Origin of the sequence: Telluria antibiotica, from assembly GCF_011682055.1 — a bacterium.
GTDB lineage: Bacteria > Pseudomonadota > Gammaproteobacteria > Burkholderiales > Burkholderiaceae_D > Telluria > Telluria antibiotica.
Genome location: NZ_JAAQOM010000027.1, coordinates 33,285 through 49,163 on the forward strand (window position 1 = coordinate 33,285; position 15,879 = coordinate 49,163).

General features: G+C 66.0%; 12 protein-coding genes. 8 read left to right on the forward strand and 4 right to left on the reverse strand.

All coding sequences use genetic code 11. The features are described from left to right. Positions 1–26 precede the first annotated feature (26 nt). Both HAV22_RS29420 and HAV22_RS29425 read left to right on the forward strand, forming a co-directional pair. On the forward strand, positions 27–920 hold the full coding sequence (locus HAV22_RS29420) for a LysR family transcriptional regulator (RefSeq protein WP_166864957.1): 894 nt from the start codon (positions 27–29) through the stop codon (positions 918–920). Then, entirely contained in the window at positions 917–1,603 is a 687-nt protein-coding gene (locus tag HAV22_RS29425; RefSeq protein ID WP_166864959.1) for a YceI family protein, read from the forward strand. The genes HAV22_RS29420 and HAV22_RS29425 overlap by 4 nt, the downstream gene beginning before the upstream one ends. A 57-nt stretch (positions 1,604–1,660) precedes the next feature. Here the strand turns inward: HAV22_RS29425 and HAV22_RS29430 are convergent, their stop codons facing one another. Together HAV22_RS29430 and HAV22_RS29435 are read right to left on the reverse strand one after the other, a co-directional pair. Further along, entirely contained in the window at positions 1,661–4,819 is a 3,159-nt protein-coding gene (locus tag HAV22_RS29430) for a TonB-dependent receptor (RefSeq protein WP_166864962.1), read from the reverse strand. Positions 4,820–4,888: 69 nt separating this feature from the next. Further along, positions 4,889–6,187, reverse strand: coding sequence for a hypothetical protein (locus tag HAV22_RS29435; protein ID WP_166864965.1), 1,299 nt, complete (start codon positions 6,185–6,187; stop codon positions 4,889–4,891). A 541-nt stretch (positions 6,188–6,728) separates the two neighbouring features. Between HAV22_RS29435 and HAV22_RS29440 the strand changes: the two genes are divergently transcribed. From HAV22_RS29440 to HAV22_RS29465, 6 genes are all read left to right on the forward strand, one after another. Next, positions 6,729–8,423, forward strand: a complete 1,695-nt coding sequence (locus HAV22_RS29440) for a PAS domain-containing sensor histidine kinase (RefSeq protein ID WP_166864968.1) — start codon at positions 6,729–6,731, stop codon at positions 8,421–8,423. 118 nt (positions 8,424–8,541) lie between these two features. Continuing rightward, positions 8,542–9,756: a cytochrome-c peroxidase gene (locus tag HAV22_RS29445; protein WP_166864971.1), complete on the forward strand. Its 1,215-nt coding sequence runs from the start codon at positions 8,542–8,544 to the stop codon at positions 9,754–9,756. A gap of 20 nt (positions 9,757–9,776) precedes the next feature. Then, positions 9,777–11,096: a putative porin gene (locus HAV22_RS29450; RefSeq protein WP_166864973.1), complete on the forward strand. Its 1,320-nt coding sequence runs from the start codon at positions 9,777–9,779 to the stop codon at positions 11,094–11,096. 22 nt (positions 11,097–11,118) lie between these two features. Next, complete coding sequence (locus tag HAV22_RS29455; RefSeq protein WP_166864976.1) at positions 11,119–11,655, forward strand: FMN-binding protein; 537 nt, start codon at positions 11,119–11,121, stop codon at positions 11,653–11,655. Then, the gene (locus HAV22_RS29460) at positions 11,652–12,467 is read left to right on the forward strand and encodes an FAD:protein FMN transferase (RefSeq protein WP_166864979.1); all 816 of its coding nucleotides are present in this window, start codon (positions 11,652–11,654) and stop codon (positions 12,465–12,467) included. The genes HAV22_RS29455 and HAV22_RS29460 overlap by 4 nt, the downstream gene beginning before the upstream one ends. A gap of 6 nt (positions 12,468–12,473) precedes the next feature. Continuing rightward, positions 12,474–12,941 carry a DUF4405 domain-containing protein gene (locus HAV22_RS29465; RefSeq protein ID WP_166864982.1) on the forward strand — a complete coding sequence of 156 codons (468 nt, stop codon included), beginning with the start codon at positions 12,474–12,476 and terminating at the stop codon, positions 12,939–12,941. A gap of 13 nt (positions 12,942–12,954) precedes the next feature. Here the strand turns inward: HAV22_RS29465 and HAV22_RS29470 are convergent, their stop codons facing one another. Both HAV22_RS29470 and HAV22_RS29475 read right to left on the reverse strand, forming a co-directional pair. Continuing rightward, positions 12,955–14,340, reverse strand: coding sequence for a beta-barrel domain-containing protein (locus tag HAV22_RS29470; protein WP_166864984.1), 1,386 nt, complete (start codon positions 14,338–14,340; stop codon positions 12,955–12,957). Beyond that, positions 14,276–15,868, reverse strand: a complete 1,593-nt coding sequence (locus HAV22_RS29475) for an FHA domain-containing protein (RefSeq protein WP_166864987.1) — start codon at positions 15,866–15,868, stop codon at positions 14,276–14,278. Before HAV22_RS29475 ends, HAV22_RS29470 begins: the two co-directional genes overlap by 65 nt. Between the last annotated feature and the right edge of the window lie 11 nt (positions 15,869–15,879).

Here is a 15,879-nt window from a genome sequence, read left to right on the forward strand (position 1 = left end):
ATAATTCCCTGAACCCGGGGGGATGCATGGATATCAAATGGCTGGAAGACTTTCTGAGCCTCGTACGAACGCGCAATTTTTCCAGATCGGCGCAGGACCGTCACGTCACCCAGTCGGCCTTGAGCCGGCGCATCCAGGCGCTGGAGGCCTGGGTCGGCGCCGACCTGGTCGACCGCAGCACGTATCCACTCTCCCTGACACCGGCCGGAAAACTCTTCAGCGCCTCGGCCACGGAAGCCATGCGGCTGCTGAACGACACGCGCGCGATGTTGCGCGTGAAGGAGACGGGCGACGACGTGTTGCGCGTGTCGGCAGGCCACGCGCTGTCCCTGAATTTTTTCCCGACCTGGCTGAATTCCGTTCAAGCCTGGTACGGGCCGCTGCGCGCCCGCATCCTGCCCGCGAACGTGCACGATGCCGTGCTTGCCCTGGTGGAGGGCAACTGCGATCTGCTGCTGTGTTATCACCATGCGGAGCTGCCGGTCGAACTCGATCCGAAACGCTTCGAGTACCGGGTCGTGGGCTTCGAAACCCTCATGCCCGTGTCGATCGCCAACCGGGCGGGCTCCGCCGCATTTGCCCTGCCGGGCAGTAAGACGGCACCGCTGCCCTACCTTGCCTTTACCGCCACGTCGTACTTTGGCCGGGCGGTGCGGCACATCCAGTCCCGGGTCGACCAGCCGGCCTGCCTGCAGACTTGCCAGGAAAGCGATCTGGCGGAGTTGTTGAAAACGATGGCGCTTGCCGGCCAGGGACTGGCCTGGCTCCCCGACAGCTGCATCGCGGCCGAACTGGCGGCAGGCAGGCTCGTCCGGGCGGGCGGCGAGGCGTGGACGATGCGCCTCGAGATCCGCCTGTTCCGCGCCATCGACCATCGCAAGCCCATGCTGGACAAGCTGTGGGACAACCTCGGGCGATGAAGCGCCTCGTCCCCATGTTGTTGTTGCTGGCCTCCTGCGGACAGCCACTCGCGCCGCCGGCGCGCGGTCCGGCAACCGGACTTAACGCCGATCCCGCTTCCTATCGCACGGCCGCGGCGTCCGGCGCGGCCGTCTACGCGGTCGATTCGGGCGCCTCGCTCATTGCCGTCACGGTGCGCCGCGCGGGGCTGATGGCGCGGCTCGGGCATGAGCACGTGGTGGCCAGCCACACGCTGGCGGGCTTTGCCGCGCCGGGCCTGGGGCGCGCCGACCTGGCATTCCGTCTCGACGCGCTGACCGTCGACGAGCCGCACCTGCTGCGTGACGCGGGCATCGCGACGCAACCGTCGCCGGAGGCAGTGGCGGGCACGCGCAGCAACATGCTCGGTCCCGTGCTCGACGCGCAGCGTTATCCGGTGGTGAGCCTGCACGTGGAACGGCCGGGCGACGGCGCGTTACAGGTCGCCGTCACGCTGCACGGCGTGACGCGCCGGCTGGATCTGCCGGCCACGGTGCGGGTCGACGCCGCGACGATCGTTGCGGATGGTACGGCACGTTTGAAACAGACGGATTTCGGCATCACGCCGTTCTCGGTGGGCGCCGGGCTGCTGGCGGTGGGGGATGAGTTGGAAGTGCGCTACCGCATCGTTGCGCGGCGGTGGAAGGCGCCCGGCCAGCCGTAGACGGCCGGGCGTGAACTGCGGAAGGCGGCGCCCGGGCGGGCACCGCCTGGGTGCGGCTTAGAACGAGTAACGCATGGTCACGCGGTAGCTGCGGCCCGGCTCGAACCAGGCGCGGCCCATGTTGCCGACCGTCTGTTGCTGCGTCTGGCGGACGACGACGTCCGTCAGGTTGCTGGCCGAGAAGCTGCCCGTCATGTGGTCGGTGAACTTGTAGTCGATGCCGAAGTCCAGCATGCCGGTCGCTTCTTGCCAGGTCGGCAGGCCCCAAGCCACGTCTTTCGGTTCGTTGCCGTTCGCATCCTTGCGAGCCGGATCGGCACTGGTGCCGTCCGGACCACCGGTGCCGTTCGTGCCCACGCCCTGCAGGAAGCGGCTACGCCAGCTGTAGGCCAGGCGTGCCGACACCGGACCGCGGTCATACAGGAACATCACGTTGAACGCGTTCTTCGACAGGTATTGCAGCGGCATCGACGTGAACGGCAGGCCGTTGGTGTCGCAACCGAAGATGCTGACCGAGGAGTTGTTGAACGAGCCGTTGGCCGGGCAATACTTCTGGTCGAACGGATGGTACAGGGTCTGTTTGCTGTCGATGTACGTGTAGTTCGCCGAGATACCGAAGCCCTTGGCCCAGTCGGGCAGGATGCGGTCCAGGCCTGGCACATTGTTGAAGTACGTCTGGCCAGCCAGTTCCGCACCCGTTACCGAACCCTTGGCGACGTTGTCCGGCCCCGTGACCAGGAAGTTCTGCGGGTTGCCCGCAAGGTCCTTCACCGGTGTCAGATAGCCCGTCTGCAGAATGATGTCGCTCACGTTCTTGCGGAACAGCGCCAGTGTCAGCGACGAGCCATTACCCGGATACCACTCGAGCGTCCAGTCGAAGCTGTTGGCACGGATCGGCTTGAGCTTGCCGTTGCCGCTGTCGCTGCCCGTGTACGCTACGCTCTGGACCTGGGAAACCCCTTGCGCGTTGGCGGCCGTCGTGATCGTCTGGCTCAGGTTGACGTACTCGCTCAGATCGCCAAAGCTCGGGCGGTAGATCGACTTGGCGAATGCGATGCGGGTCTGCACCTTGTCCGTCAGGTCGGCCTTCAGGTTAAGGCTCGGCAGCACGTCGGTGTACGAATTCTTCACTTGGATCGGCGCATTGACCGTGCCGAATTGCGGGACCGACGGTGGCGTCGTGGCGCCGTAGGTCGGATTGAAGATCATGAAGCCGTGCGAGTTGGAATTCGTACGGGCCACGCGCACGCCGAGGTTGCCTTCGACGGGGAAGCGCAATTCGTCGAAGCCGAAGCGCAGTTGTCCGTAGACGGCCTCGGTACGTTCTTTCTGGCGGCTGACATGGGACGGGTCGTTAAAGTCCAGCGGTTTCCAGCCACCATCGGCGTTCGAGCAGTCGCCGGTCGTACCCTTGGCCGTGTGCCCATCCTCGCACAACAGCTTGAGGATCGTCATTGCCTGGGCATAGGACGCCGGATAATTGGCGGCGTAAGCATCGGTCGGCGCCACCATGGTCGGCACTGCCGGGACCTTGCCGTTGAAGAAGTTCGGGAAGGTGCGGGCCGTGGTCGGCACCAGATTTCCATAGCGCGGATCGCTGAAGTAACCCATGTTCACGCGCGGTTGCCATTGGCCCTGTTGTGCCTGGGCCGAAGGCAGTTGGCCCGCCACGTCCGTCGGGAGGACGGCCCACGGTTCGGCCATGCTCTTCCAGCCATAGTTGTTGAAGTGGTTAGCCGTGCGCTGGGTCACACGGGCGCCGAAGCGCAGGTCGCGCAGTATCGGGTGGTCGAAGCGGTAGCGTACATCGCCTTTCCAGGCATACAAATCGCCGTCGGCCTTGCCCAGCGACGGCATGATGTTGTACAAGTAGTAATTTTTCCGGTCTGCCAGGAAGGCGCGCGTGGCGTCGTCGTAGGTGTAATTCGGCAGGCCGCCCGACATGTCGACGTTGACGCGGGGCGCGAACGTGCTCATGATCATGGAGTAACCATTAGAGCTGTCCGTTGCGTGTACCCACTGCACGTCGTTCTGGAGCGACCAGCGGTCATTGATGTTCCACTTGAAGTTCCAGGCGATTTCGCGCGTCTGCGAGCGCGATTCGCCGCCCGAGGTGCCCGAGTTGAAGGCCAGGCCGCCCGCTGCGAACTGGTTCGCTCCCAGGCCGCCGATCGGCATGGTCAGGGTGCCCTTCTGTAGGACACCGCGCTCGTCGAACACGGGATTCAGTACTTTGATATTGTAGGGCGACTCGGGGTTGCCGCCGACACCCGAGAACGTGGCATATTCCTTACTGCTTCCCTTGTAGCCCGAATGGAAGTAAGTCAGAGCGGATTCCATGCTCTTGTCGTTGCTCTTCCACTGCAGTGCGCCATAAATACCGGCGCGGTCGTTCTTGCCCGTGTTGGTACGGAATTCCGCGGACTTCGGCACCCAGACAGTCTTGCCGTTGACGATGTCGGTGCGCGGATAATACGCATCCATCTGGAGCGAATCGTTGTGGCTGTTGGTTTCGTTGGCCGACAGGTCGAGCAGCGCGCCCCATTCCCCGGTGTGGGTCTTCCAGCGCTTCGACACCAGGCCTGAAATGCCCGGAGATTTCTTGCTGCCCAGTGCGTTATAGTTGCCGTTGATCGACAGGGCGACCTTGCTGTCCTTGTAGTCGAACGGCAGTGCCGTGCGCAGATCGACCTGGCCGCTGACGCCGCCTTCGATCAGTTCTGCGGGCGGATTCTTGTGCACGACTACCGCGGACATCAGTTCCGGCGGCACGTCGCCCCAGCTCAGTTCACGTCCCGGCCAGCCGGCCGAGAACGATTCGCGACCGTTCAGCGTGGATGAACCCCAGGTCAGGCCGCGCACCGAGATGCCTGAACCTTCGACGTTGAAGTGTTCCGGGTCGCCGCGGTTGTTGCGGTCGATGGTAACGCCCGCGACGCGCTGCAGCACTTCAGTGATCGACCTGTCCGGCAGCTTGCCGGCTTCTTCCGCCACGACCGCGTCGATGACCTCGTCGGCATACTGCTTGAGCTTCGTGGCCGACTGCATGGCCGCGCGCTGGCCGGTCACGATCACCGTCGTGCTCTGTGCGTCACCGGCCGGCTCCGTCTGCGCGTGTGCCACGCCGCCCCAGGCCAGGGCCACCTGTGCCACCGCGATCGACAGCGCGGTCATCTTGATCGGCTTCCTCACGATCTTCGTCTCAACTCTTGTCATTATCTATATCCTTTGTTTATGCCTTGGTTGCCACCGCGCCGGGCGGTGGCTGTGTATAACGATCCGTCGTTACTGGAAGTAGATCGGTCCGGTCAGCTTGAATTGGGTGGTGTACTTCGACGCGCTGTCGGCCACGTCCGCGTTCGGCTGTACTGCGGAGAACTTAATCTGGGTAATGGGGTGGTCCTGGAGTTCATTCCAGAGATCCAGACCGGCCAGGCCGCACGTTTCGCTGATCGCGAATTGATCCTTGAGACCGACGCTGTAGTCCGCGGCGGCGGCGGTCGGCTTCACAGTGGCCCTCAGGGTCACGCTGCATGCATCCGTGCCGTTCTTGAGGTTGAAGTGGCCGAGGACCAGGTCAACGTTGAACGAATTATTCGTCGAACCGAACCATTCGGGGTTCTCCCCGAAATTGAATTTCAGCGCCGCCTGGGCGTCGATATGCAGGCCTACGGACGCGTTGCCGGTCTGATCGAAGTTGCTGGCTAATAAGGTGCCGCGGTAAGGACCCTTCGAATCGAAACTGTCGTCGGTAAATCCAACCGCGTTAATCCAGAATATTGCCGAGTTGTAATTCCACGACCCTGGTTGCGGAACACTATTCCAGGTCGCGGTGAATGTGTAGGTGCTGCCATCGCTGGAAGCGTCGTGCGTGCATGCGTCTGGGGGGCACCACCATTGGTTGCCACCCAGGTGACCAATGAGACCGCCTTCCTTGGTGGTACCGCCGTCCTTGTAGCCGGTCAGGAAATTCAATGCAGAGGCCTTTTCGGTGCCGATCGGAATGCTCCGATCCATCGACACTTTCTGGTAGTAGTCCCCCTCCGACGCGGCGGTGACGGTGCACGTCCCGTTGGCGAGCTTGGTCATCGTGTTACCGTTGACCGAGCACACGCTGGGTGTCTTGCTCGTAAACGTGACCGGGAGGCCGGAGGTGGTGCTGGCGGACAACATAACCGGCGTCGAATCGAGCGCCTGCCAGCCCGGGTTGCGGAACTGGACGATCGACTGCGGGTTCTTCGGAATGACGAACAGCTGGGGCTGCGATGCCGCGGCGTAGCCGTTGCCGCCGGCCTGGTGGGCCGTCACCGCGCATTCGCCTGCCTTGATCAGCGACAGCGTGTCGCCGCTGACGGTGCAAGTCGTCGGCGTTTCCGATGTAAATGTGACAGCGCCGCCGCCGCTTGCCGTTGCAACCAGCTTAGTGGTCGTGACATTCGGTGGGATACCGACCAGCGGGCCGCCCGCAAAGTTGAACGTAATCGATTGCGACTTGCCGCCATCGCTCGAACCGCCGCCGCCGCCACCGCAACCGCTCAGCAGCGCGATGCAGCCAAGCGCAATCGCAGAAACTTGGAATTTCATCGCTTGTCTCCTCATGGTAGTGTTCCCTTTCATTTGTATTAACTTGGTTGCTCGTAGCGCCTGCGCCGTGCCGGGACACGATGCGATGCCCGCCGCGCCATGCGGGGACGATGCGCCAACGGCGGTGGTTCAAACGGGGTGGTATCGACTGGTTGCGGAACGGCTGGTACCCGTGTGCAATCCTGGCGTCCAGGCAGCACGGAAACCCCAGCCGTGTTCCTTATCAAACTCTACGCGTTATGGTTTTTTATATATAACGGACATTCGGACGCTTTATGATGACACTTGGGCGATCGCGAGGGCAATTACAATAATTTTTAATGTCGGAAATGAAATTTACCAGCCGGGGCCAACTTCTTGTCACCGCTCAACGTACGTTGACAATAGTGCTCCAGGTAAATACGCGTTTCTCCTAATCTCTCATGTTGCGAAGCCACAACGAGGGCCAAGCCCGGCGGTTGGCGAGCTGGTGTACCAAATCTGCGCATCGTTCGGAATTCATTTGCAAGTGCGGACCGAAACCTGCAAGAATCAACTTGCCATGACGAAATTAAAGTTCTCCGAGGGTAAATCTGACGGGCAGGCGCTCGACGCGCTTGCCCAGGGATTGCGCCGCCTTGCCGGCAGCGCCAGCGTCGACACGGTGCAGCATGACACCGTGGCCGTCGCGGTCGCGCTGTGCGGTGCGGGCCGCGGGGACTGGGTTGCCGCCGACACCCCTGTTGCCTCGACGGCGCTAGCAGAGATCGTCGCGCACGTGCGGCGCACGGGCGAGGCCGCCTGCGACGGCGGCGTGGCCTGTTTCGCCGTCGGCGAAGCGGCCGTCGTGGTGCTGGAGCAGGTGCCGGACGGCGTGTCTTCCGCGCTGCTCGACATCCTCGCCACGTCGGCATCAAGCGCGCTGGCGAACGCCCGGCTGCGCGCCGACCTCCGGCAGGCACGCGACAGGCACGACGTGTCGGCCGCGGAATGGGCATTCGAGCAGAACGTGCTGCGCACTCTCGTCGACCACATCCCTTTCCGCGTCTACGCCAAGGACCGCGGTAGCCGATTTCTGTTCGGTAACAATCGGATGGCCCGCCTGGCCGGCGTCGAGACGCCGACTCAATTGATCGGCAAGACCGACTACGCGTTCTTCCCGCCCGAGCTGGCGGCCAAGTATTTTGCCGACGAAAAGCAGGTGATGGATTCCGGCGAGTCGCTGCTCGACTACGAAGAACTGGTGGAAGACCAGGATACGGGCGAGCTGGGCTGGACCGTGACGACGAAGGTATTGTTGCGCGACGTCGACGGCACCGTGAACGGCATCGTCGGCATCGGCTACGACGTCACCCAGCGCAAGCAGATGGAGGCGCGCCTGCTGGAGCGCACCCAGGCGCTGGAAGTCGCGAACGCGAGGCTGGAAGCGGAGAAGGCGCAGCAGCAGGTCCTGATCCGCAAGCTGAGCGACATGCAGGGCCAGCTGCTGCAATCCGAAAAGATGGCGTCGATCGGCCTGCTGGCGGCCGGCGTGGCACACGAGATCAACAATCCGCTGGCGTTCATCAGCGCCAATTTCGGCGCACTGGAACGGGACGCCCGGGACATCCTGCGCCTCGTCAGCGCGTTCGAAGGCGTCGAAACGTTGCTGCCGGGCGACGCGCGTGCCCCGGTCGCGTTCATGAAACAGGACATCGGCCTGGACGATATCCGCCAGGACCTCGACGCACTGTTCAGCGAATCGCACGAAGGCCTGCAGCGCGTGAAGCACATCGTGCAGAACCTGCGCGATTTCTCGCGGGCGGGCGGCACGACGAAGGAACTTGCCAACGTCGAGCAGGGGCTGGACAGCACGCTGAACGTCGCGTGGAACGAAATCAAGTACAAGGCCGACGTCGTCAAGGAATACGCCGGCGTGCCCGATCTGCTGTGCCTGCCGTCGCAGGTCAACCAGGTATTCCTGAACCTGCTCATCAATGCGGCCCACGCCATCGAGGGCCGGGGCCGGATCGTCGCTCGCACGGGCTACGACGAGCACGCGGTCTGGGTCGAGATCGAGGACAACGGCAGCGGCATCGCGCCCGAGCATCTCGATCGCATCTTCGAACCGTTCTTCACGACCAAGCCCGTCGGCAAGGGCACGGGCCTCGGCCTGTCGATCGTGTACGGCATCGTGCAGAGCCACCGTGGCACCATTGACGTGAAGAGCGTCGTCGGCAGCGGTACGATGTTCAAGGTAACGTTGCCCCGCACCTGATCGTTGCTAACTGGATACAGAAATCACCGGATCGGGCCGTTAACCCCCTCCGTTCGTTGTCAACCGTATACGCATAAATTAGAATGGTTCTCATTTAGATTTCCATTATCATTTGCGTATGTCCCGCCTATCGTCCCGTCGTGCCACCCTGTTGCTGGGAATTCTGATCTCTGCCACCTTCGCGGCATGCGGCGGCGGTGGCGACGGCGGTCCCGCGCCGGCCACGTCCACGGATGCCCTGGAGACGTCGTTCAGCCCCAGCGCCGCGCTGGGCGCCAGGATCTACAGCGACGTGTCGCTGTCCGCATCCGGCCGCCAGTCGTGCGCGACATGCCATAGCCCCGACAACGCGCACGGCCCGACGAACGATTTCGCCGTCCAGCTGGGCGGCCCGAACGGCGACGTGCCGGGCTTCCGCGCGTCGCCGTCGCTGCGCTATATGCAGCGCACGCCCGCATTCCACTTCGAGGCGGACGGCACGCCCGTCGGCGGTTTCGACCGCGACGGCCGCGCCCGCACCTTGGAAGAGCAGGCCGAACGTCCGTTCCTCGCACCGCACGAGATGGCCAACGCCACCAAGGCCGACGTCGTCGCACGCCTGAAGCAGGCGGCGTACTCAGCCCAGTTCCGCGCCACGTTCGGCGACAACATCTTCGACAACGTCGACCAGGCGTTCAACCGCGCCACGTTCGCCCTGCAGCAATTCGAGAACGAAGACCCGCGCTTCCACCCGTTCGATTCGAAATACGATGCGTTCCTGGCCGGGAAGGCGAAGCTGTCCGATGCGGAGCTGCGCGGCCTCGCGCTGTTCAACGATCCGAACAAGGGCAATTGCGCGGCCTGCCACACGAGCGCGCGCGGCGCCGACGGCAGCGCGCCGCTGTTCACCGACTTCAGCTACGACAACCTCGGCGTGCCGCGCAATGCGCGCATTCCGGCCACGCTGGATGCGGCCTACTTCGACCTGGGCCTGTGCGGCCCGGACCGTACCGATCTCGCGGCGCGCACGGACCTGTGCGGCGCGTTCAAGGTGCCGACCCTGCGCAACGTAGCCACGCGCAAGGTCTTTTTCCACAACGGCGCGTTCACGAACCTGACGGACGTCGTCCGCTTCTACGTGACGCGCGACACGAACCCGGAGCGCTGGTATCCCCTGAACGCCGACGGGACCGTGGACAAGTTCAACGACCTGCCGTCGGCCATGCGCAAGAACGTGAACACGACGGAAGTCCCGTACAACCGCCAGCCGGGCATGGCGCCCGCGCTGGACGAGGCGGAGATCGCCGACCTCGTCCAGTTCCTCGGCACGCTCGACGACGGCTATCGCCCCTGATTCCACCTTTAGGACAATCCATGAAACAACGCATCCTCAGCGCGGCCCTGGCCGCCGCATTCCTCGCCGCCCCGGCGGCCGCCCTGGCCCAGGACACCGACCTGGCGAAACGTGTCGAGCAGCTCGCGGCCGAACTGGAAAAAGTGAAGGCGGAACTCGCGGCGCAGCGCGCGCAAGCGGCCGCCGCGCCGGCCCAGCCCGTGCGGGCGGCCCAGCCGGTCCAGTCCGCAGTGCAGCCCGCGGTGACGGCACCGGCCGCCGCCGCCGCACCGGCCGCCGCACTCGCGTCGGACACCGTGTTCTCCGGCTACGGCGAAGTGAACTACAACCACCCCGTGCGCAATGCGAGCGGCGCGCAGACCGACTTGCGCCGTGCCGTGATCGGCATCCAGCACCGCTTCGACGAGAAGACGAAAGTGGTCGCCGAATTCGAGTGGGAACACGCGATCGCGTCGGCTTCCGACAGCGGCGAGTCGGCCATCGAGCAGATGTACGTCGAGCGTGAATTCAACAACGGCCTGCGCGGCAAGGCCGGCCTGTTCCTGATGCCGGTGGGCCTGCTGAACCAGAACCACGAACCGACCGCCTACTACGGCGTCGAGCGCAATTTCGTCGAGACGGCCATCATCCCGACGACGTGGCGCGAAGCGGGCGTCGGCCTGTCCGGCGAATTCGGCGACGGCTTCACCTGGGACACGGGCCTGACGACGGGCTTCGACCTGACCAAGTGGGATCCCGCATCGGGCGAAGGCCGCGAATCGCCGCTGGGCGCCATCCACCAGGAAGGCCAGCTGGCCAAGTCGCGCAACCTGGCCGTGCACGGAGCGCTGAACTGGCGCGGCGTGCCGGGCCTGCTCGTGGGCGGTTCCGTGTTCACGGGCGAAGCCGGCCACAAGACGCCCGACTTCGCCGGCAACGACGCGCGCGTGACGATGACCGAACTGCACACCCGCTACACGCCGGGCGCGTGGGACCTGTCGGCGCTGTGGGCGTATGGCCGCATCTCGAACACGGAAGCGCTGAACGCGACGTTCGTCGGCAACCCGACGCCCGTCCCCAGCAGCTTCGCCGGCTGGTACCTGCAGGCCGCGTATAAACTGTGGCAGAACGCCGACTACGCGCTGACCCCGTTCGCGCGCTTCGAAAGCTTCAACACGGCCCGCACGTACGCGCAGGTGCCGGCGGGCCTGGGCGTGCCGACGTCGCCGTACGAGCGCGTCGCGACCGTCGGCGCCAACCTGATGATCGGGCAGGGCGTCGTGCTGAAGGCCGATTACCAGAAATTCCGCGACGACAAGACGCTGGACCGCTTGAACCTGGGCGTCGGCTTCGCTTATTGATTGATCAGTACCCGGAGGTGCCATGCGTTACGTTCCCCTGACCGTCCTCGCCGCCTGCGCCGTCACCGCACCCGCCTTCGCGACGCAGTATCTCAGCCCGGAACAGGCCGAGAAGCTGATGTTCCCGGAGGCGGACGCCTTCCGCCCGCACCCGCTGGCGCTCGACACGGCGCAGATGCGCCTGGTCGAGCAGGCGTCCGGGCTGCCGACGCGGTCGGCGCAGTGGCGCGTCGTCGGCGCGTACAAAGGCGACACGCTGCTCGGCTACATGGTGCTCGATGACGTGATCGGCAAGTTCGAGCTCATCTCCTACGCCGTGGGCCTCAACCCGGACGCGACCGTGCGCCAGGTCGAGATCCTCGCCTACCGCGAAAGCCATGGCAGCGAGATCCGCCTGCCCGCCTGGCGCCGGCAATTCGTCGGCAAGAGCGCGAAGAGCGGCAACCTGCGCATCGGCGCCGGCATCGACAACATCAGCGGCGCCACCCTGTCCAGTACGCACGTCACGGACGGCGTGCGCCGCATCGCCGCGGTGGCGCAGGTCGCACTGGCCAGATGATCCGCCGCGCGCAGCCCTGGCTCGGTACCCTCGTCGAGATCACCGTCGACGATGGGGCCGGCCAGGATGCGGTCACCCGGGCGTTCGCCGAGATCGCCCGCCTGCACGCCCTGATGAGTTTTCACGATCGCGCGAGCGACGTCGCGCGCATCAACCGTGCGCTGCCCGGCGACGTCGTCGACGTCGACGCGGCCACGTGCGACGTGCTGCGGCTGGCGCTGCACGTCGCGGACGTATCCGGCGGCGCGTTCGACATCGCGTGCGCGCCCTGGCTCGTCGGCCGCCACATCCTGCCGGCGCCCGACGAGGCCCGTCCGGCGCCGCGTGCCGCGGCCGGCGTGTTCGCGCTGGAAGACGGCGGCCGCGTCGTCAAGCGCGACGCCGGGTGGATCGACGTGGGCGGCATCGCCAAGGGTTACATCGTCGATGCGGCCGTCGCCGTGCTGCAGCAAGCGGGCGCGATCGAGGGCTGCGTGAACGCGGGCGGCGACTTGCGCGCGTTCGGTACGAAAGCATTCCCGGTGGCCGTACGCTCGCCGCGCGCGCCCGGCCAGGCCGCGCGGCATATAATGCTGTGCGACGAGGCCCTGGCGACGTCGGGCAGCTATTTTTCGGCGCGCGTGCATGAAGGCGGCGTCGTCAGTGCCCTGCTCGATGCGCGCGACGGCCGGCCGCTCGTCTCTGCCGCCAGCGCGTCCGTGCGCGCTGCCCGCTGCGCCGTGGCGGACGCGCTGACCAAGGTCGTGCTGGCGACGGGAGACTGTCGCCATCCGGCACTGGCGGCGTTCTGCGCCACCGCTTTCCTGACCTGAGACCTTATGACCCGTCCGCCCGGCCCGACCACCGGCCGCATTGCCTTCAAACTCGAACGCTGGCACCGCCGCAGCGTCTACGCGACCGGCTTGCTGCTGCTGCTGTCCGGCGCGGCCTGGCTCGTGCTGCACTATTTCCTGCGGCCTGTCACCGAGTTCGGCGAATCCGTGAATCCGCTCGAGCCGTGGGCGATGAAGCTGCACGGCGCGGCCGCGATGGCCGCCCTGTTCTTCGTCGGCAGCCTGCTGCACATGCACGTGCGCCGCGCGCTGCGCGCGGGCAGGAACACGCTGACGGGCTGGGCGATGATCGCGACCTTGTCGTTCCTCACGCTGACCGGCTATGGCCTGTACTACGTGGCCGGCGAAAGCGACCGGCCGCTGTGGTCGCTGCTGCACTGGGTCCTCGGCTTCGTCGTCGCCGTGCTGTTCGTCGTGCACGTGATCGTCGGACGCCGCAGCGTGCACGACTGACGTCGCAGGGAGCCTACCCGCCGACGTTGCGGAACGGGTCGAGCGCGAGATCGATGAGGCGGCGTTCGCGCACGACGATCTCCGCGACGGCCGTCATCCCGTAGCGCAGCGGATAGACCGTCTCGCCCACCTTGTAGTGATCCTGGTCCAGCGTGACGCGGCCTTCGTATACGGGTTGCCGGGTCTGTGGCGACGCCTTCGTCGCGGGCGAGATGAATTGCAGGGTGCCGCGGATCAGCCCGTAGCGCTGGTACGGGAAGGCGTTGAATTTCAGCTGCACGGGCAAGCCTTCGCGCAGGAAGCCGCGGTCGTGCTCCGCGATCTCGATCTTCATGATCGGCTTCGCGTTCTTCGGCGCGATGCCGCCCAGCGGTGTGTTCGCCTGGATCTTGTCGCCCGGCTGCGTCGACGTGACGTCCGTGATGACGCCGTCGACGGGCGCGACGATCAGCAGGAAGTTTTCCTTGTCGATGTTCTCGAACTTGATGCGCGCGGCGGCGTCGGCGACGAGACGTGCCGTCTGCACCTGCAGCCGCATCTTGTCTTCCGCATTGTCCATCTCGCGTTCGGCCGCTTCCAGCTGTAAGCGCAGCTTCGACAATTCCTGGCCGCTCGTCTCGAGTTCCGAGCGTGCCTGCGTCGCTTCCACGCTCTGGCGCGCGCCCAGCTCCGCGATGCGCGACTGCGCCACGCGCACGGCGTTCTCGGCCGCCAGCAGCGCGTTCTTCTTCGTCTCGACCTGCAGTTGCGACACGCCGCCGCCGCCGGGCGCCGCGAACAGGCGCGCGTACTTGTCGGCCTCGTCCTTGGCCGCGTCGCGCGCCCGTTTGGCTTCGTCGAGGTTCGTCCGCGCTTCCTGCTGTTGCGCAGACTGGCCCTGCGCCAGGCGGCTCGTCCCTTCCGCGAGGCGCTGGCGGTGCTGGCGCTCCTCGACCTCGACCGCTTCCTTCAGCACGGCCACGCGGTGTTCCATCAGCGCCTTCTTCTCCGGGAATTCCTTCCAGTCGCGTTCCGCATCCTCGAGTTTCAGGCGCGCTTCCAGCGCGTTCTTGGCCGCCTCGATCGCGCCGCGGGCGTACAGCCGCGCGACGACGTCGCCCTTGTTCACGGGCTGGCCCTCGGCGATGTAGATGTTGCTCAGCTCGCCGTCGATGGGGGCGTACAGCCGGCGCACGTCGGACGCGGGCACGAGCGCGCCGCCGGCCGTCACGAGCACGTCGGCGTGGCCGAAGAACGACCACACGAGGGCCGTGAAGACGAGCGCCACCATCGCGTACACCAGCGCTTGCGTAAAACGCCACGGCACGGCGGTGAGGATGCCGATGCCTTCGGCGCTATGGTCCTCGAGGGCTTCGCTCAGCGGCGTCATCGGTTTTGGTTTCAGGGCTGGCAGCTTCATGGCTGGCCTCCTGCAATGCGAGCTTGCGGATATCGCTCAGTGCCGCGGCGTAGGCGTCGCGGTACGCCGGCACCTGGGCGGACATGATGACGAAGGCGCGCTGGTAGGCGTCGCCCTGGTCTTCCCACTGCTTCTGGAACTGGCGGATGCGGGCGGCGTCCGCCGCGTCGCGCACGGGTGCCTGCGCGCCGCCGCGCGCGGCCGCGTACGCGCGCACGCGCACGACCCAGTCGAGCTCGGCCAACAGCGGCACGAGGTCGGGATTGCTGCTGCCCTGGCGGCGCATGGCGTCCGTCAGGGCCGTCGCGCGTCCGAACTGTTTCTTGTCGACGGCCGCCATCCACGCCGGCAAGGTCGCTTTCAGCTGCGCCTCCGTGTCGAGCGCGCGCAGGTGGGCGTTGCCCGGGTCCGCATCGAGCCCGCTGGCGGCCACGGCGGCGGCACGCGCGTAGTCGCCACGCGCCAGCAAGTCTTCCGTCCTGCTTTCGGGGCTGCCATCGCGCAGTAGCAGCCAGGCGACTCCAACGATGAGCACGAGCGCGGCCGCGCCCCACCGGGCCAGGCGCCGCGCATCGGGCACGGTCTTGAGGCCCAGCCTGCGCGCGACGCGGGCGACGAGGCTGTCATCGCGCGGTGCTTCCGGTGCCGTGTCGGGGGGCGTGTTCTCCGCCTCGTTGCCCGCCGCCTGCGCGGGCTCGACGCAGAAGATGTCGAGGAAGGAATCGGCGGCTGCGACGAACGTCGTGCGGTCGACGTCGACGCCGGGCGGGACTTGCGTCACGCCGATGCGCGTGGGCGCCGTGTCGGACACGGGCGTTTCCCATTGCATGCTGGCGCGGTAGACGAAATGGCGGCCGCCGAACGCGAGCGTGTCGCCCTCGTGCAGCGGCACGGCCTGCGCCTCCAGGCGCGTGCCGTTGACGAACGTGCCGTTGGTGCTGCCCAGGTCTTCCACGTACGGCTCGCCGCTTTTCAGGAACAGGTGCGCGTGGCGGCGCGACAGGTAGTTCACCTGCGCCGGTTCGCTGTCGCGGTAGCGCGCGAACGTCTCTTCGCTCTTGCTGACGAGGAAGGGGAAGTTCGTGATGACGATGGTCTGCAGCGCTGCGCCGTTCAGTTTCGGCGTCAACGTGAGGCTCGCGAGGCGCGCGCGCGGCGGCGGCGCGGGGCCGTGCCGCAGGTGCACGCGGTAGCGCAGCGCCTTGCCGAAGCCGACCGTGTCGCCGTCGCGCAGCGGGGCAATCGCCGTCTTGACGGCCACGCCGTTCAGGCTCGTGCCGTTCGTGCTGCCGAGGTCGGCGAGGTAGACGGCGTCGTGCTCGCAGAAGATGCGCGCATGGCGCCTCGACAGTTCAGCCGACAGTTCGGGCGGGTAGGCATCGAACGGCGCTTCCGCGCGGCCGATCGCGAACAGGCTGTCGTGGATCTGGATCGGCGCCAGCTCGGGGTGAGACGCGGGCTCGAGCACGATCCGCACGCCGGTCTCCGTCGCGGGGCGGGCTGCGGCCATCGTCACGTCGGACGCCATGGCGGCCATTC